Origin of the sequence: Stenotrophomonas sp. GD03877 (assembly GCF_029840555.1) — a bacterium.
Classification (GTDB): domain Bacteria; phylum Pseudomonadota; class Gammaproteobacteria; order Xanthomonadales; family Xanthomonadaceae; genus Stenotrophomonas; species Stenotrophomonas geniculata.
This window is the reverse complement of record NZ_JAOCCT010000002.1, coordinates 166493-179455: the sequence shown is the minus strand read 5'-3', so window position 1 is coordinate 179455 and position 12963 is coordinate 166493. Positions and strand designations below refer to the sequence as shown.

Annotated in this window: 11 protein-coding genes; 4 read left to right on the top strand and 7 right to left on the bottom strand. The window is 67.1% G+C overall.

Annotated features, from left to right (window positions below):
* Positions 1 to 151 precede the first annotated feature (151 nt).
* Genes N5D20_RS02015 through N5D20_RS02005 form a run of 3 tightly spaced genes read left to right on the top strand, consistent with a single transcriptional unit; the run spans position 152 to position 4054 of the window.
* The gene (locus N5D20_RS02015; RefSeq protein ID WP_197578330.1) at positions 152 to 2038 is read left to right on the top strand and encodes a sulfatase-like hydrolase/transferase; all 1887 of its coding nucleotides are present in this window, start codon (positions 152 to 154) and stop codon (positions 2036 to 2038) included.
* Between the two features lie 20 nt (positions 2039 to 2058).
* Complete coding sequence (locus tag N5D20_RS02010) at positions 2059 to 3204, top strand: glycosyltransferase family 4 protein (protein ID WP_049436782.1); 1146 nt, start codon at positions 2059 to 2061, stop codon at positions 3202 to 3204.
* A complete protein-coding gene (locus tag N5D20_RS02005) occupies positions 3197 to 4054 on the top strand; it encodes a polysaccharide deacetylase family protein (protein ID WP_197578329.1) in 858 nt (285 codons plus the stop codon). Before N5D20_RS02010 ends, N5D20_RS02005 begins: the two co-directional genes overlap by 8 nt.
* A gap of 78 nt (positions 4055 to 4132) precedes the next feature.
* Here the strand turns inward: N5D20_RS02005 and glmM are convergent, their stop codons facing one another.
* The 5 genes from glmM to trpB all read right to left on the bottom strand — a co-directional run bounded on the left by glmM (position 4133) and on the right by trpB (position 9288).
* Positions 4133 to 5494 carry a phosphoglucosamine mutase gene (glmM, locus tag N5D20_RS02000; protein ID WP_010483073.1) on the bottom strand — a complete coding sequence of 454 codons (1362 nt, stop codon included), beginning with the start codon at positions 5492 to 5494 and terminating at the stop codon, positions 4133 to 4135.
* Entirely contained in the window at positions 5494 to 6369 is an 876-nt protein-coding gene (gene accD, locus N5D20_RS01995; RefSeq protein WP_005410473.1) for an acetyl-CoA carboxylase, carboxyltransferase subunit beta, read from the bottom strand. The genes glmM and accD overlap by 1 nt, the downstream gene beginning before the upstream one ends.
* 216 nt (positions 6370 to 6585) lie before the next feature.
* Positions 6586 to 7395, bottom strand: a complete 810-nt coding sequence (gene trpA, locus N5D20_RS01990) for a tryptophan synthase subunit alpha (RefSeq protein ID WP_197578328.1) — start codon at positions 7393 to 7395, stop codon at positions 6586 to 6588.
* A gap of 1 nt (position 7396) precedes the next feature.
* Positions 7397 to 8074 (bottom strand): hypothetical protein, encoded by a 678-nt coding sequence (locus N5D20_RS01985; RefSeq protein ID WP_279914706.1) that lies wholly within the window; start codon positions 8072 to 8074, stop codon positions 7397 to 7399.
* Complete coding sequence (gene trpB, locus N5D20_RS01980) at positions 8071 to 9288, bottom strand: tryptophan synthase subunit beta (protein WP_019336660.1); 1218 nt, start codon at positions 9286 to 9288, stop codon at positions 8071 to 8073. The genes N5D20_RS01985 and trpB overlap by 4 nt, the downstream gene beginning before the upstream one ends.
* Positions 9289 to 9384: 96 nt before the next feature.
* Here trpB and N5D20_RS01975 point away from each other — a divergent pair, with 96 nt between their 5' ends.
* On the top strand, positions 9385 to 10272 hold the full coding sequence (locus N5D20_RS01975) for a LysR family transcriptional regulator (protein ID WP_049436785.1): 888 nt from the start codon (positions 9385 to 9387) through the stop codon (positions 10270 to 10272).
* 48 nt (positions 10273 to 10320) lie between these two features.
* On the opposite strand, the gene N5D20_RS01970 is transcribed toward N5D20_RS01975, so the two are convergent.
* Both N5D20_RS01970 and N5D20_RS01965 read right to left on the bottom strand, forming a co-directional pair.
* Positions 10321 to 12180, bottom strand: coding sequence for a peptidoglycan-binding protein (locus N5D20_RS01970; protein WP_197578326.1), 1860 nt, complete (start codon positions 12178 to 12180; stop codon positions 10321 to 10323).
* Between the two features lie 48 nt (positions 12181 to 12228).
* A complete protein-coding gene (locus N5D20_RS01965; protein ID WP_100049987.1) occupies positions 12229 to 12906 on the bottom strand; it encodes a hypothetical protein in 678 nt (225 codons plus the stop codon).
* Positions 12907 to 12963: the final 57 nt, after the last annotated feature.

Here is a 12963-nt window from a genome sequence, read left to right as displayed (position 1 = left end):
TCATGGCCCACCTGAACATTGTGACAGATCGCCCCGGGGACGCCACTCGATACGAAGAAACAAACCGATACAATGCGCAACCCGCGCGCGGATTAACGATTCCGTCACAACCGGGACTCCCGCCCTGTTCCACCTGCCGCCTCCGTCCTTCATGCGCCCTGCTGCTCCTTCTGCCGCCACCTCCCTGCTCTCCGGCCCGGCACGCCATTGGCAACGACTGGCCTGGTGGTCGCTGTTCGTGGCCGGCAACGCATTGCTGGCCATGGCGATCACGCTCGGCAACGTGCCGCTGGCCGACAACCCTGGTGGCAGCGTGGGCCTGGCCTATCTGGCCGTCGCCCTGCCCGGCCACCTGCTGGCCTTCGGCGCCCTTGCCGGCCTGCTGCCACTGCTGCTGGGCGTGTGGCCGCGCAGCGCACGCACGCTGAGCATCAGCGCCGTGCTGCTGCAGGGCCTGTGGCTGTGCCTGTTGCTGGTTGATGCGAAGGTTTTCACTCTGTATCGGTTCCACCTCAATGCGATGGTGGTGAACATGGTGTTCGGCGGCGCGCTGCAGGACCAGGTCGCGCTGTCGTGGAAAACCTGGCTGCAGGCCGGACTGCTGGTGGCCGCCATCTTCGCTGCCGAAGGCTTGTTGGCCTGGGCCTGCTGGAAGCTGCTGCCTGCCCTGCCGCGCCGCCGCCGGGTCCTGCAGGCCTGGGCCGTGGTTGCACTGCTGATGGCCGGCGGCCAGGCCGCCACGGTCTACTACGATGCCCGCGGCGACCGCGACGTCATCGCGCAGTGGAACTACCTGCCCTGGGCACAACCGATCACCGCCAAGAGCTTCATGCGCAGGCTCGGGGTCATCAGCGAACAGCAGGCCGGCCTGCCCGACCCGCGCCATGCGCAGCTGCTGTATCCGCTGCAGCCCCTGCGCTGCCAGAACCCACACCGGCCGAATGTGCTGATGGTGGTGCTGGAGTCGCTGCGTCAGGACGCCATGACCCCCGAGTTGATGCCCTACACGACGGCACTGGCCCAGACCGCGCGCGTGTACGACCAGCATTTCAGCACCGGCAATGCCACCCGCTACGGCCTGTTCGGCCTGCTCTACGGCCTCCCCGGCGGCTACTGGCAGAGCATGCTGGACGAACAGCGCGGCTCGCAGCTGTTCCAGGTGCTGGGCCAGCAGGGCTACGACCTGCACCTGTACGGCAGTGCACCGCTGTACAGTCCGGAGTTCGATCGCACGGCCTTCGCCGACGTGCGCGACCAGCTGCACCAGGGCCCCTCCGCCCTGACGCCCGACAAGCGTGACGCAGCCATCGTCGCCGCACTGCAGACCGGCATCCGCACCAGCCAGGCCGCGCAGCACCCGTGGTTCGGCTTCGTGTTCCTCGACTCCACCCACGCCGGCTACCACCTGCCCACCGGCTACCCGCCGGTGGCCACACCGATGGCCAAGGAGATCGACTTCCTGTCCTTCGGACCGGACCACGACCCGACGCCGGAGCTCAACCGCTACCACACCGCCGTGCACTACGCCGACAGCCTGATCGGCTCGCTGCTGGACGACCTTCGCGCGCAAGGCCTGGCCGACGACACCATCGTGCTGGTCACCGGTGACCATGCCGAAGAGTTCAACGACCTCAAGCTGAACTACTGGGGCCACAACGGCAACTTCTCCGACTACCAGCTGCAGGTGCCGTTTGTGCTGCATTGGCCCGGCCAGGCCAGCGGCCATGAGACGCGCACCAGTTCGCATGAGGACTGGGTGCCGACGTTGATGCGCCACGCACTGGGCTGCGAGAACGCATTGAGCGACTTCAGTACTGGCCAGGACCTGCTGGCGGCACCCACCACCAGCAAACGTGCGCTGGTGGTGGAGAGCTGGTCGCAGCGCGCGGTACGCCATGGCGATGCCATCTACGTGTTCGACAAGTTCGGCAACGCCACCGCGCTCGACCGGCACTACCGCCCGCTGCCGCAGCAGGCTCCGGACGCCGCCGCCATCCGCTCCGCATGGGAAGCGCTGACCCGCTTCCGCAACCGCTGATTTTCAAGGGCCGATCCTGCATGAACCGTCCGCTGCGCATCCTACATACCGAAGCCGCCAAGGGAATGGGCGGGCAGGAGATCTACATCTTCCGGCACATGCAGGTGATGCGCGCGCGTGGCCATGAGGTGTCGTTGCTGTGCCAGCCCGATGCGCGCCTGGCCACACTGGCACGCGACGACGGCTTCACCGTGCATACGCTGCGCATGGGAGGCCTGGCGCGCCTGCTGCGTGGCGTGTGGTGGGTATCGCGACTGGTGCGCCGCGAACATTACGACGTGGTCAACACCACCAGCCGCCGCGATGCACTGATCGCCGCCGCCGGTGCACGCCTGGGCGGCACGCCGCTGGTGGTGCGCTCGCGCCATCTGATGAGCCCGGTCAATTCGCTGCTGACCTATACCGGCCTTCCACACCGGGTATTGACCGTCAGCAGCTTCGTCAAGCAGCTGCTGGCCGACCGCGGCATTCCGACCGAGCGCATCGGCATCGTGCCGCCGATCGCAGTTCCGCCGCGCTGGAGCGAGATCCGCAAGGCCGATCCCTGGCAGTGCCTGCAGGAGGTGCGCGCGCAAGTACGTGCCGAGCTCGGCTTCGGTGAACAGGACATCGTGGTCGGCTGCGTGGCGGTGCTGCGCGAGCCCAAGGGCCATGTCGACCTGATGCAGGCGATGGTGCCGCTGTGCAAGGCCAACCCGAACCTGCACCTGGTGATCGTCGGCGATGGCCAGGCCGTGACGGAACGACTGCAGGCGATGTGCGCCGAGCACGGGCTGCAGCGCCAGGTGCACCTGCTCGGCTACCGCGATGGAGCCTGCCGGCTGATGGCCGGCTTCGACATCTTCGCACTGGCCTCGCACAAAGAAGCAGCCGGCACCGTGTTCCTGGAAGCGGCTTACGTGGGCGTACCGATCGTAGCCACGCGAGTGGGTGGCGTGCCGGAGATGGTGGTCGATGGCAGCAATGCGATCCTCACCCGTTTGGGTGACAATGCCGCCCTGACAGGTGCATTGCGCCTGCTGGTGGACGACCCGGAACGGCGGCGGCAGATGGGACGCGCTGGCTGGGACTGGATGCACGGCGCACATCGCTTCACGCCGGACGGCCACGGTGAAGCCACCGAACATTACTACCACCAGTGGCTGAAGGAGCTGGGACATGGCTGATGCGCGAACCGTTCCGGTGCTGATGCACCACCATGTCAGCCCCTCGCCGGGCATGATCACCGTGTCGCCGGAAAACTTCGAAAGCCAGATCGCGTGGCTGGCAGGCAATGGCTGGACCTCACTGACGCTGGACCAGTACGCAGGCTTCATGGCCGGCAAGCCGGTGCCGCGCAGGTCGATCGTCATCACCTTCGACGATGGCTACCTCGACAACTGGGTGTATGCCCATCCGATCCTGCAGAAGTACGGCATGCATGCGGTGGTGTTCGTGGTCACCGGCTGGATGGGCGAAGGCCCGGAACGTCCGCACGCCGGCATTGCTGGCGCGACGCTGCCGCCGACGCCGGACCATCGTGGCTGCGAAGCGGCGATCTACGAGCAGGACCGCAGTGACGATGTGATGATGCGCTGGAGCGAAGCACGTGCGGCCATCGCCGCCGGCACCTTCGAAGTGCATTGCCACACCCATACCCATACCCGCTGGCTGCGCCGCGACGATCTGGACCGTGCGCAGCGCCGCGCAGGCCTCAGCCGGGATCTGGCGATCTCGCGCGAAGTCCTGCAGGACAAGCTCGGCGACGTGTCCGATACGCTGTGCTGGCCGTACGGTGATTTCGACCAGGATCACATCGAAGTGGCGCGCGAGCAGGGCTTCCGCTACCTGCACACCACCCACCCGTTCGGCCGCAACGTGATCGGCGGCGACCCGGAACGCATCTACCGTTTCGCGATCCGCAACCGGCCGGCCAACTGGCTGCGCAAGCGCATCCGCCTGAGTTACAACCCGCTGATCGCGCCGCTGTTCAATGGGTTCAAGGCACGCCAGAAAAAGATGGTGCCGGGGCCGTAGGCGCGACACAGCCCTGCCCGCAAAAAGAAAACGCCCCGGAATTCCGGGGCGTTTTTCCTGTACCGACGGGCAGGCGCCTCAACTGGCGGCTTCACGCACCGCAGCGGACAAGCGGTCCAGCGTCTGCTGCATCAGCGTGGCGTCATCGGCCTCCACGGTGACCCGCACCACCGGCTCGGTACCGGACGGACGCAGGAACGCGCGGCCACGGCCGGCTACGGCCTGCTGCGCCACAGCCAGCGCAGACTGCACGCTTTCAGACTGCACCGTGGCCTTGGCCGAGACATTGCCCAGGCGCACGTTGACGGTCTTCTGCGGCACCCGTACCAGGCCCTTCAGTGCCTGGCGCAGGGTCTGCCCACTGTTGCGCAGCGCGACCAGCACCTGCAGGGCGCTGACTATGCCATCGCCGGTGGTGGCCCGGTCCAGGCACAGCAAGTGGCCCGAGGCTTCGCCACCGAGTACACCACCGCCCTCGACCAATGCCTGGTGCACGTAGCGGTCACCGACGTTGCTGCGCACGAACGGGATCTGCAGATCGGCGAAGGCCTTCTCTACACCGTAGTTGCTCATCAGCGTGCCGACCACCGGGCCGCGCAGGCGGCCTTCGTCCTTCCAGGCGCGGGCCAGGATGTACAGCAGGTCATCGCCGTCGACCGGGTTGCCCTGGTCGTCGGCCATCAGCACACGGTCGCCATCACCATCGAAGGCGATGCCGAGATCGGCGCGGGTCTCGCGGACCTTGGCCGCCAGGTTGTCGATATGGGTGGAGCCCACGCCGGCGTTGATGTTGACGCCATTGGGCTCGGCCCCGATGCCGATCACTTCGGCACCCAGTTCGCGGAACAGCAACGGTGCGATCTGGTAGGTGGCGCCGTGTGCGCAATCCAGTACCAGGCGCACGCCACGCAGGTCGAACGCGCGCGGCACGCTGGCCTTGCAGAACTCGATGTAGCGGCCGACCGCTTCGCGCGCGCGCGACGCCTTGCCCAGCTTCTCCGATTCGGCGGTGGTGAACGGAATGTCCAGCGCCGCTTCCAGGGCCAGTTCGGTGGCGTCGTCGAGTTTCTCGCCCTGGGCGGAGAAGAACTTGATGCCGTTGTCGTAATGCGGGTTGTGCGAGGCGCTGATGACGATGCCGGCGTCCACACCCAGCGTGCGGGTCAGGAACGCCACCGCCGGGGTCGGCATCGGGCCGAGCAGCTGCACGTCGGCACCGGCGGCCACCAGGCCTGCTTCCAGAGCCGCTTCGAACATGTAACCGGAAATGCGGGTGTCCTTGCCGATCACCACGATCGGCCTGCGCCCGTCCTGGCCGCGCTGGGCGACCAGGACACGGCCCAGGGCGTTGCCCAGGCGCAACACGAAGTCAGCCGAGATCACGCCCTGGCCGACCCGCCCACGGATGCCATCAGTACCGAAGTACTTGCGGCCTCCCATCAAGCCACCTCCGGCGCCGGCTGACGGCCCAGCATCGCCAGCAGGTCGGACAGGCGGTCACGCATCTCGCGGCGGTCACAGATCTGGTCGATGGCACCGTGCTCCAGCAGGAACTCCGAACGCTGGAAGCCTTCCGGCAGCTTTTCGCGCACGGTCTGCTCGATCACGCGCGGGCCAGCGAAGCCGATCAGCGCCTGCGGCTCGGCGATGTTGATGTCGCCCAGCATCGCGAAGGAGGCCGACACGCCACCAGTGGTCGGGTGGGTCAGCACCGAGATGTACGGCAGACCGGCCTCACGCAGCTTGCCCAGCGCGGCCGAGGTCTTGGCCATCTGCATCAGCGAGAACAGGCCTTCCTGCATGCGCGCGCCGCCACTCTGCGAGAAGCACACGTACGGGGCACCGATCTCGACTGCGGTTTCGGCGGCCAGCGCGAAACGCTCACCCACCACCGAGCCCATCGAGCCCCCCATGAAGGCGAAGTCGAACGACGAGGCCACCAGCGCACGGCCCTTGAGCAGGCCGCGCATGGCGATCAGCGCGTCATATTCGCCGGTGTTCTTCTGCGCGATCTTGATGCGCTCGCTGTACTTCTTCTGGTCCTTGAACTTGAGCAGGTCGGTCGGCCCCAGGCGCGCACCGATCTCGGTGGTGCTGTCGGCGTCGAACAGGGCGGCCAGGCGCGCACGCGCGCGGATCGCCATGTGGTGGCCGCACTTCGGGCAGACCTCCAGATTCTCTTCCAGTTCCGGACGGTACAACGCGCTGCCGCAGTTGCTGCACTTTTCCCACAGGCCCTCGGGGACACTGCGCTTCTTGCTGGGGGTGTTGTCGGTGCGGATGCCGGACGGCATCAACTTGCTGAGCCAACTCATGCGGGAGGACACTTCCGTTCAGGGCGGCCCAAGGGCCGCAAAGGCGGACAGTCTAGCTCCGCTTTCCCCGCCCGTGCACCCCCTTGCCGGCCACGGGGCAGCCTGAAAAAAACCATGCTGGGACGTACGTTTAGATGCTGGGTCGTGCCGGCCGCTGGCCGGCAGCCCTTGCATGTGAGCCGTCAGGCGGATGCCGGCCAGCGGCCGGCACCACCGTTACGCGTCCAGCGCCTGCCGCAGCGGGGACAGGAAGGCTCCCGCGCGCTGCGCGGCCTCTTCAGCCGAGCCCGCTTCGGCCAGCACCGCCACCAGAGCGCTGCCGACCACCACGCCATCGGCCTGGCGCGCCATCGCCGCCGCACTGGCGGCATCCTTGATGCCGAAGCCAGCCACCACCGGCACCGACGCGCGCGCACGCAGGGCCTGCAGGCGGGCGCTGGCAGCATCACTGTCCAGCCGCTCGGACGCGCCGGTGACACCGGCAAAGCTGACGTAGTAGAGGTAGCCACGGGCCAGTGCCAACAGCTTGTCGGCCCGCGCTTCGCTGGTGGTCGGCGAGGCCAGCAGGACCAGTGCCAGGCCCGCTGCATCAAAGGCCTGCTGCGCTTCACCGGCTTCTTCCGGTGGCAGGTCGACCAGCAGCACACCATCCACACCGGCCTCCACGGCCGCCTTGGCGAAGGCCGCGTAGCCGTGGATCTCCACCGGGTTCAGGTAGCCCATCAGCACCACCGGCGTCTGCGCGTCACGCTCGCGGAACTGCGCCACGGCCTGCAGCACGTAGCGGCTGCCCGCCCCGCGTGCCAGCGCACGCTCGGAGCTGCGCTGGATGGTCGGGCCGTCGGCCATCGGGTCGGAGAACGGCACGCCCAGTTCAATCACGTCGGCACCGGCATCGACCAGCGCGTGCATCACCGGCACGGTGGCCTCCAGCGAGGGATCACCGGCAGTGATGAAGGGAATCAGCGCCTTGCGCTGCTGCTCGCGCAGTCGCTGGAAACAGGCATCGAGTCGGGATACAGGCATCTCAGGCACATCCTTCAATCAGTTCAATCGCATCGCTGGTCCCCCAGTACATCCGGGTAACCTTCCCTTCAAACAGTTCCAGGCGGATGCCCAGGTCCGAACCCGGGTCCTGCCAGGTGAGGTACTCGCCCTGGTCACCGTCGTAGGCATGCGGGCTGGACACCGGCGGTTTCGGGAACTGGGCCATGGCCTGGGCACGGGTCATGCCGATGCGCAGTCCGAACGGCCCCGGCTGTTCAACCGGCAGTTCCGGCTCATCACCCGGCTTCAGATCAAAACGGACCACGCGGTCGTCGTCGGTCATCATCGACACGCCCGGCGGCAGCCCCTTGCCGTCGTAGTACTCGCAGTCGCCTTCGAAGAATTCCCTCGCACCCTGCGCCTTCCAGGGACCCTGTGCCTTCAGGTCACTCATGTGCTGGCCAACCAGCACGTCACCGGCATGATCCAGCGCCACCGAAGCCACCGCGGGCGTGTCATCGCCGCTGGTCCCTTCTTCGGAGGGGGCATCGACAATGGGCGTACGCGCCATCGGGTCAAGATCATCGTTGGCGGCCTGCTGCACAGGCTGCGTGGTGGCCTTGGCGGCCGGTGCCAGCACCGGCGGCTCCGGCTGCTGGCACGCGGCCAACCCCAGTGCCAGCAGCAGCACGCCACTGTTCCGCAGCAGCGCGCTCACAGCACCAGCCCTTCGCGCGCGGCGATGGTATGCACGTCCTTGTCGCCACGGCCGGACAGATTGCAGAGCACGATCTGGTCACGCGGACGCTCACGCGCCAGCTTGATCGCCTGCGCCAGCGCATGGCTGGATTCCAGTGCCGGCAGGATGCCTTCGGTGTGCGCCAGCAGGTGGAAGGCCTGCAGCGCTTCTTCATCGGTGATGCCGAGATAGCGCGCACGGCCGGTATCGGCCAGGAACGCGTGCTCCGGGCCGACGCCCGGATAGTCCAGGCCGGCCGAGACCGAGTGGGTCTCGATGATCTGGCCGTCGTCGTCGCACAGCACATAGGTGCGGTTGCCGTGCAGCACGCCGGGGCGACCGGCAGCGATCGATGCGGCGTGGCGCCCGGTGCTGATGCCGTCACCGGCGGCTTCAGCGCCGACGATCTCGACCTGGCGGTCGTTGAGGAAGGCATGGAACAGGCCGATGGCATTGCTGCCGCCACCGACGCAGGCGGTGATCGCATCCGGCAGGCGACCGTACTCGGCCAGCATCTGCTCACGCGCTTCGCGGCCGACGATGGCATTGAAGTCACGAACCATGCGCGGGTACGGATCCGGTCCAGCCACGGTGCCGATGATGTAGAAGGTGTCCTGCACGTTGGTCACCCAGTCGCGCATCGCTTCGTTGAGCGCATCCTTCAAGGTGGCCGAGCCGGAGGTGACCGGCACCACCGTCGCGCCGAGCAGTTTCATGCGGTAGACGTTGATCTTCTGCCGCTCGATGTCGGTGGCACCCATGTACACCACGCATTCCAGGCCCAGTCGCGCAGCAACCGTGGCACTGGCCACGCCATGCTGACCGGCACCGGTCTCGGCGATGATGCGCTTCTTGCCCATCCGCGCCGCCAGCAGCGCCTGGCCGATGGTGTTGTTGATCTTGTGCGCGCCGGTGTGGTTCAGGTCCTCGCGCTTGAGCAGGATCTGCGCGCCGCCGACGTGATCGCTCAGGCGCTGGGCGTGATAGATCGGGCTCGGCCGGCCCACGTAATGTGCCAGGTCGCGGTCATAGGCCGCCTGGAATTCGGGGTCCTGGCGGGCCTGGTCATAGGCCTGGGCCAGTTCCTGCAGCGGGCCGACCAGGGTTTCGGCAACGAAACTGCCGCCGTAGCGGCCGAAGTGACCCTGGGCATCCGGGAAGGCGTGGTAGTCGGCAATGGGGGAGGCAGACATGGATACGACCGGTGGTTCAGACAGGTGGATACTCTAGCGCACGGGTCGTGACCGGAAAATGGATATTATCTGGCGCATATCGTCAGGAAATCTCACATGAGCCGTTCCCTGCTTCCGCCGCTCAATGCACTGCGCGCGTTCGAGGCCACCGCACGCCTCGGTGGCGTGGGCCGCGCCGCACAGGACCTGCACGTCACCCACGGCGCGGTCAGCCGACAACTGAAGCTGCTGGAAGACCATCTCGGCCTGGCGCTGTTCCAGCGTGCCGGTCGCGGGCTGCGACTGACAGCGGCCGGCACCCGCCTGCAGGCGGCGTGCAGCGAGGCCTTCGGCGGGATCGAGGACTGCGTGCGCGAGCTGCGCCGGCCAGCGGCCTCCCCAGCACTGGTACTGGGCTGCAGCGGCAGCGTACTGGCGCGCTGGATGATTCCGCGCCTGCCCGTGCTGCAGGCCGCCCTGCCCGGCGTGCGCCTGCAGTGGTCGGCGCTGGATGGCAGTTTCACCGAAGCGCAGGCGGCGCTGGACGCCGTGCTGCTGCTGGCGCAGGGTCCGTGGCCACGGGGCTGGCAGGTCCGCGAGCTGGCACCGGAGCGGGTTGGCGTGGTGGTGGCCCCGTCACATCCGGCGGCGCAGCGCCTGCGGCAGGCACCGCCCTCGGCACTGCTGCAGGAAACAGTGCTGCACACCAGCTCGCGGCCACAGGCGTGGCCGGCATGGGCGCAGGCACATCGCCTGGACCCATCAAAGTTGCAGCTGGGCACCGCTTTCGAACATCTCTATTACCTGCTGGAAGCAGCAGTCGCCGGGCTGGGCCCGGCGATCGCGCCCGAGCCGCTGGTGGCCGAAGATCTGGCAGCAGGCCGGCTGGTCGCACCGTGGGGGTTTGCCGCCACCGGCGGCTTCTGGGTGCTGGCGCGGCCGGATGGCCCGGCCGATGCACGGGTGGACGCCCTGGCCGACTGGGCTGCAGCGCAACTGCGATGAGACGAGGCCCCGGGCGGCATTCACCTCCCGGAGCCGGCAACGCAGGCCTCAGCGACCGCCCATCGCGACCCGCTGTTGCTCCTCATGCACCTGCTGCTGGTGCGACGGATCTGCCAGCAGCTTGGCACTGGTCTGCTCCAGTGACGGCGGCGCCTGGGCCAGATCGACGGCGGTGCGGAAGCCCGGCGTCGTGCCCATCACGAACGCCTTGCCATCCTGCACCGTGATGCTCTGCAGCTTGTCGGCCGCGTCGATACCGTTCTGCTTTGCATGCAGGGTGATACTGGCCGCAGCCTCTTCGGAAAACACGCTGGGAAGCTTGCTGCGGACGGCGTTGTGCAGTGCGTGGTCCGGATGCGATGCATCGTTCAGCGACGGCCCCTTCGGTGCAGCCGCTGCAGGTTCATGGCCCTGCGCACGGCCCGCCGCCAGTGCGGCTGTGGTCTGGCGACCGACAATTCCATCGGCCGCCAGCCCCTGCTGCTTCTGGAACGCGATCACCGCTTCGCGGGTGTGGTCACCGAAACGGCCATCCTCCGACAACCGATGGCCCTGCGCATCACGCACGCCGAGCTGATTGAGGGTCTGCTGCAACGCCTGCACGTCGGTGCCACGCTGCCCCTGCTTCATCACCTCGCTGGTGGCCGCCGGGTGTGATGCAGCCGGCTGCACGGTGGCGCCAGGCCGGGACAGCGCAGGTTCGCCATTGCCATGCAGCGGCGCGCGCACCTGGAATTCCGGCTTCGGTGTCAGCGCACCAACGATGCGGGTGCTTCCGCCATCCCAGTACCCGCCCGGCCGGATGGTGACTTCGGCCGGCCCGGTGCTTCCCTGCGAGCCGATGAACTGGATGTTTCCCTGCGCGTCGTAGCCTTTGAAAATACCGACATGCTGGCCCTGCGACGAGGAGAACATCAGGATATCGCCCTGCTTCAGCGATCCGTTCGGCTTGCGTGCTTCGGCAGCCGAGGTCACATCGAAATGCTCGCGTGCGTAAGCGGTCGTGTTCGCGCCATTGAACAGCGTCGAGGTAGTGAACCCTGCGGCGTTCTCGCCACGCACGTCGTAACCTGCGTTCTTCAGCCCACGCCATACGAATGCCGAGCAATCCACGCCGAAGCGTCCGTCACCATCGAGGTCACGCTCCAGCCGGCTGCTGTCGCGACCGGGACGCGGATGGTCGGGGCGCCCGTATTCGTACTGGCGGCCCGAGGCCATGAAATGCTGATAGGCCTCGTTGTAGAGCGCGGCACTGCCAACTGCAGCCGCGGCCTGGCCCGCCGCGGGCGCAGCTGCCGAAGGCGTCTGTACCTGCGTTTGGGCCTGGGTCTGCACGGGCGTGGCCGCCTGTGCGCGCGTGGGTGGCTGCTGCGTGGCAACCTCACCCGGCTGCCAGCCCTCGAAACGGCGGATGCCGTCGGCCAGCACTTCACGCTCGCGCACGCTCATCTGGCCGACGGTCTTCGAGCGCAGATCGACACCCTGGCGATCGCCTTCGGCATAGATGGTGGCCGCCTGCTCCTTGTGGTGGGTGGTGCCGCTGTAATCCTTCGTGGAGTAGCTCGGCAGCATTTCCTCCACGGTCTTGTCGCCGAACCGGCGTTCGAGCAGCTGGATCTTCGCCACCCGGCCAGCTTCATAGCTTTCGAAGACCGCGTTGCCCCATTGGTCGAGATCGACCACGCCCTTGTAGCGCCCCTGCGCCGATTCCAGCGCCTGCTCGCGGGTACGCGGATTGGTCACCGTCTTGTCCGCGCTGCCGGCGAATTCAAACTTGAGATTGCCAGGATTGTTGTTGCGCCACGAGACGCTGCCACCTGATCGTTCGATGACACTGCCATCGTCCATTTCCAGCGTGCGCGTGGTACCTACGCTGCTGACCAGCCGGGTGATTTTTGGATCCGACATGAGCTGTTCCTTTGCCAGTAGTTGATTGGACCGCTCCCCTGGCGGTGATTACATTCCGTTGGAAAACACGTCGAGCACGTCCGCACTGACCCAGCCCTGTGCGCAGTTCCCGGCGTAACGTCCCGGCGCCGCCGCATGGCAGGCCTCGCCCCCTGTGCTGGCCAAGCCAGTGATCGGCCTGTCGCCATAGGTGTCACACAACGTGTTGCCCTTGCACTTGCCGACCGTCGCAGCGGGAACCGCAACCACGTAATAGAACAGGGGATTCTGTCCGGTGCGCCCGATGCCCTGCACGCAGACCAGCTGCCCCTTCGACAGCTTCGCGGTCACGCTGGCCTTGCTGCCGGTGGATGGCACCGCATTCAACGTCTCCACGCCCTTGGCGTCGGCTACGCCGGCAAAGAAACCCTGGTCGCCACAGTCCGGCAACAGTTCAACATCGTAGAAATCACCGCTGTCCACATCACCGGCCGTGCAGCCGCTGCCCGTACTGGCGTTGCTGCATTTCACGCCACTGGCCTGGATCAGCGCAGCCAGGCCGTCGGCAGCCGGAGCTGTGGCCGGCACTGCGGCAGGTGCGGCCGCCGGTGTGGCAGCGGCCGGTGCCGATGCTGTCGGGGCGGATGAGTCACCAGCCGCACACGCGCCCAAGGCGAGCAGCAGGCCGGGCACGAGCGTCAGGCGGGCCAGGCGGAGACGGTGGGAAGAAAGATGGGGCATATCCATTGCGTCCTCGTTCGAAAGGTAAGTCGTATCTCAAGGGTGCGGCCAGCGACACGCACA

Excerpts from the sequence above, each read along its gene's own strand:
- N5D20_RS01970 (WP_197578326.1), bottom strand. The coding sequence starts at position 12,180 with ATGTCGGATCCAAAAATCACCCGGCTGGTCAGCAGCGTAGGTACCACG.
- N5D20_RS02005 (WP_197578329.1), top strand. The coding sequence starts at position 3,197 with ATGGCTGATGCGCGAACCGTTCCGGTGCTGATGCACCACCATGTCAGC.
- trpA (WP_197578328.1), bottom strand. The coding sequence starts at position 7,395 with ATGCCTGTATCCCGACTCGATGCCTGTTTCCAGCGACTGCGCGAGCAG.
- glmM (WP_010483073.1), bottom strand. The coding sequence starts at position 5,494 with ATGGGAGGCCGCAAGTACTTCGGTACTGATGGCATCCGTGGGCGGGTC.
- N5D20_RS01965 (WP_100049987.1), bottom strand. The coding sequence starts at position 12,906 with ATGGATATGCCCCATCTTTCTTCCCACCGTCTCCGCCTGGCCCGCCTG.
- accD (WP_005410473.1), bottom strand. The coding sequence starts at position 6,369 with ATGAGTTGGCTCAGCAAGTTGATGCCGTCCGGCATCCGCACCGACAAC.
- N5D20_RS01975 (WP_049436785.1), top strand. The coding sequence starts at position 9,385 with ATGAGCCGTTCCCTGCTTCCGCCGCTCAATGCACTGCGCGCGTTCGAG.
- N5D20_RS02015 (WP_197578330.1), top strand. The coding sequence starts at position 152 with ATGCGCCCTGCTGCTCCTTCTGCCGCCACCTCCCTGCTCTCCGGCCCG.
- trpB (WP_019336660.1), bottom strand. The coding sequence starts at position 9,288 with ATGTCTGCCTCCCCCATTGCCGACTACCACGCCTTCCCGGATGCCCAG.
- N5D20_RS02010 (WP_049436782.1), top strand. The coding sequence starts at position 2,059 with ATGAACCGTCCGCTGCGCATCCTACATACCGAAGCCGCCAAGGGAATG.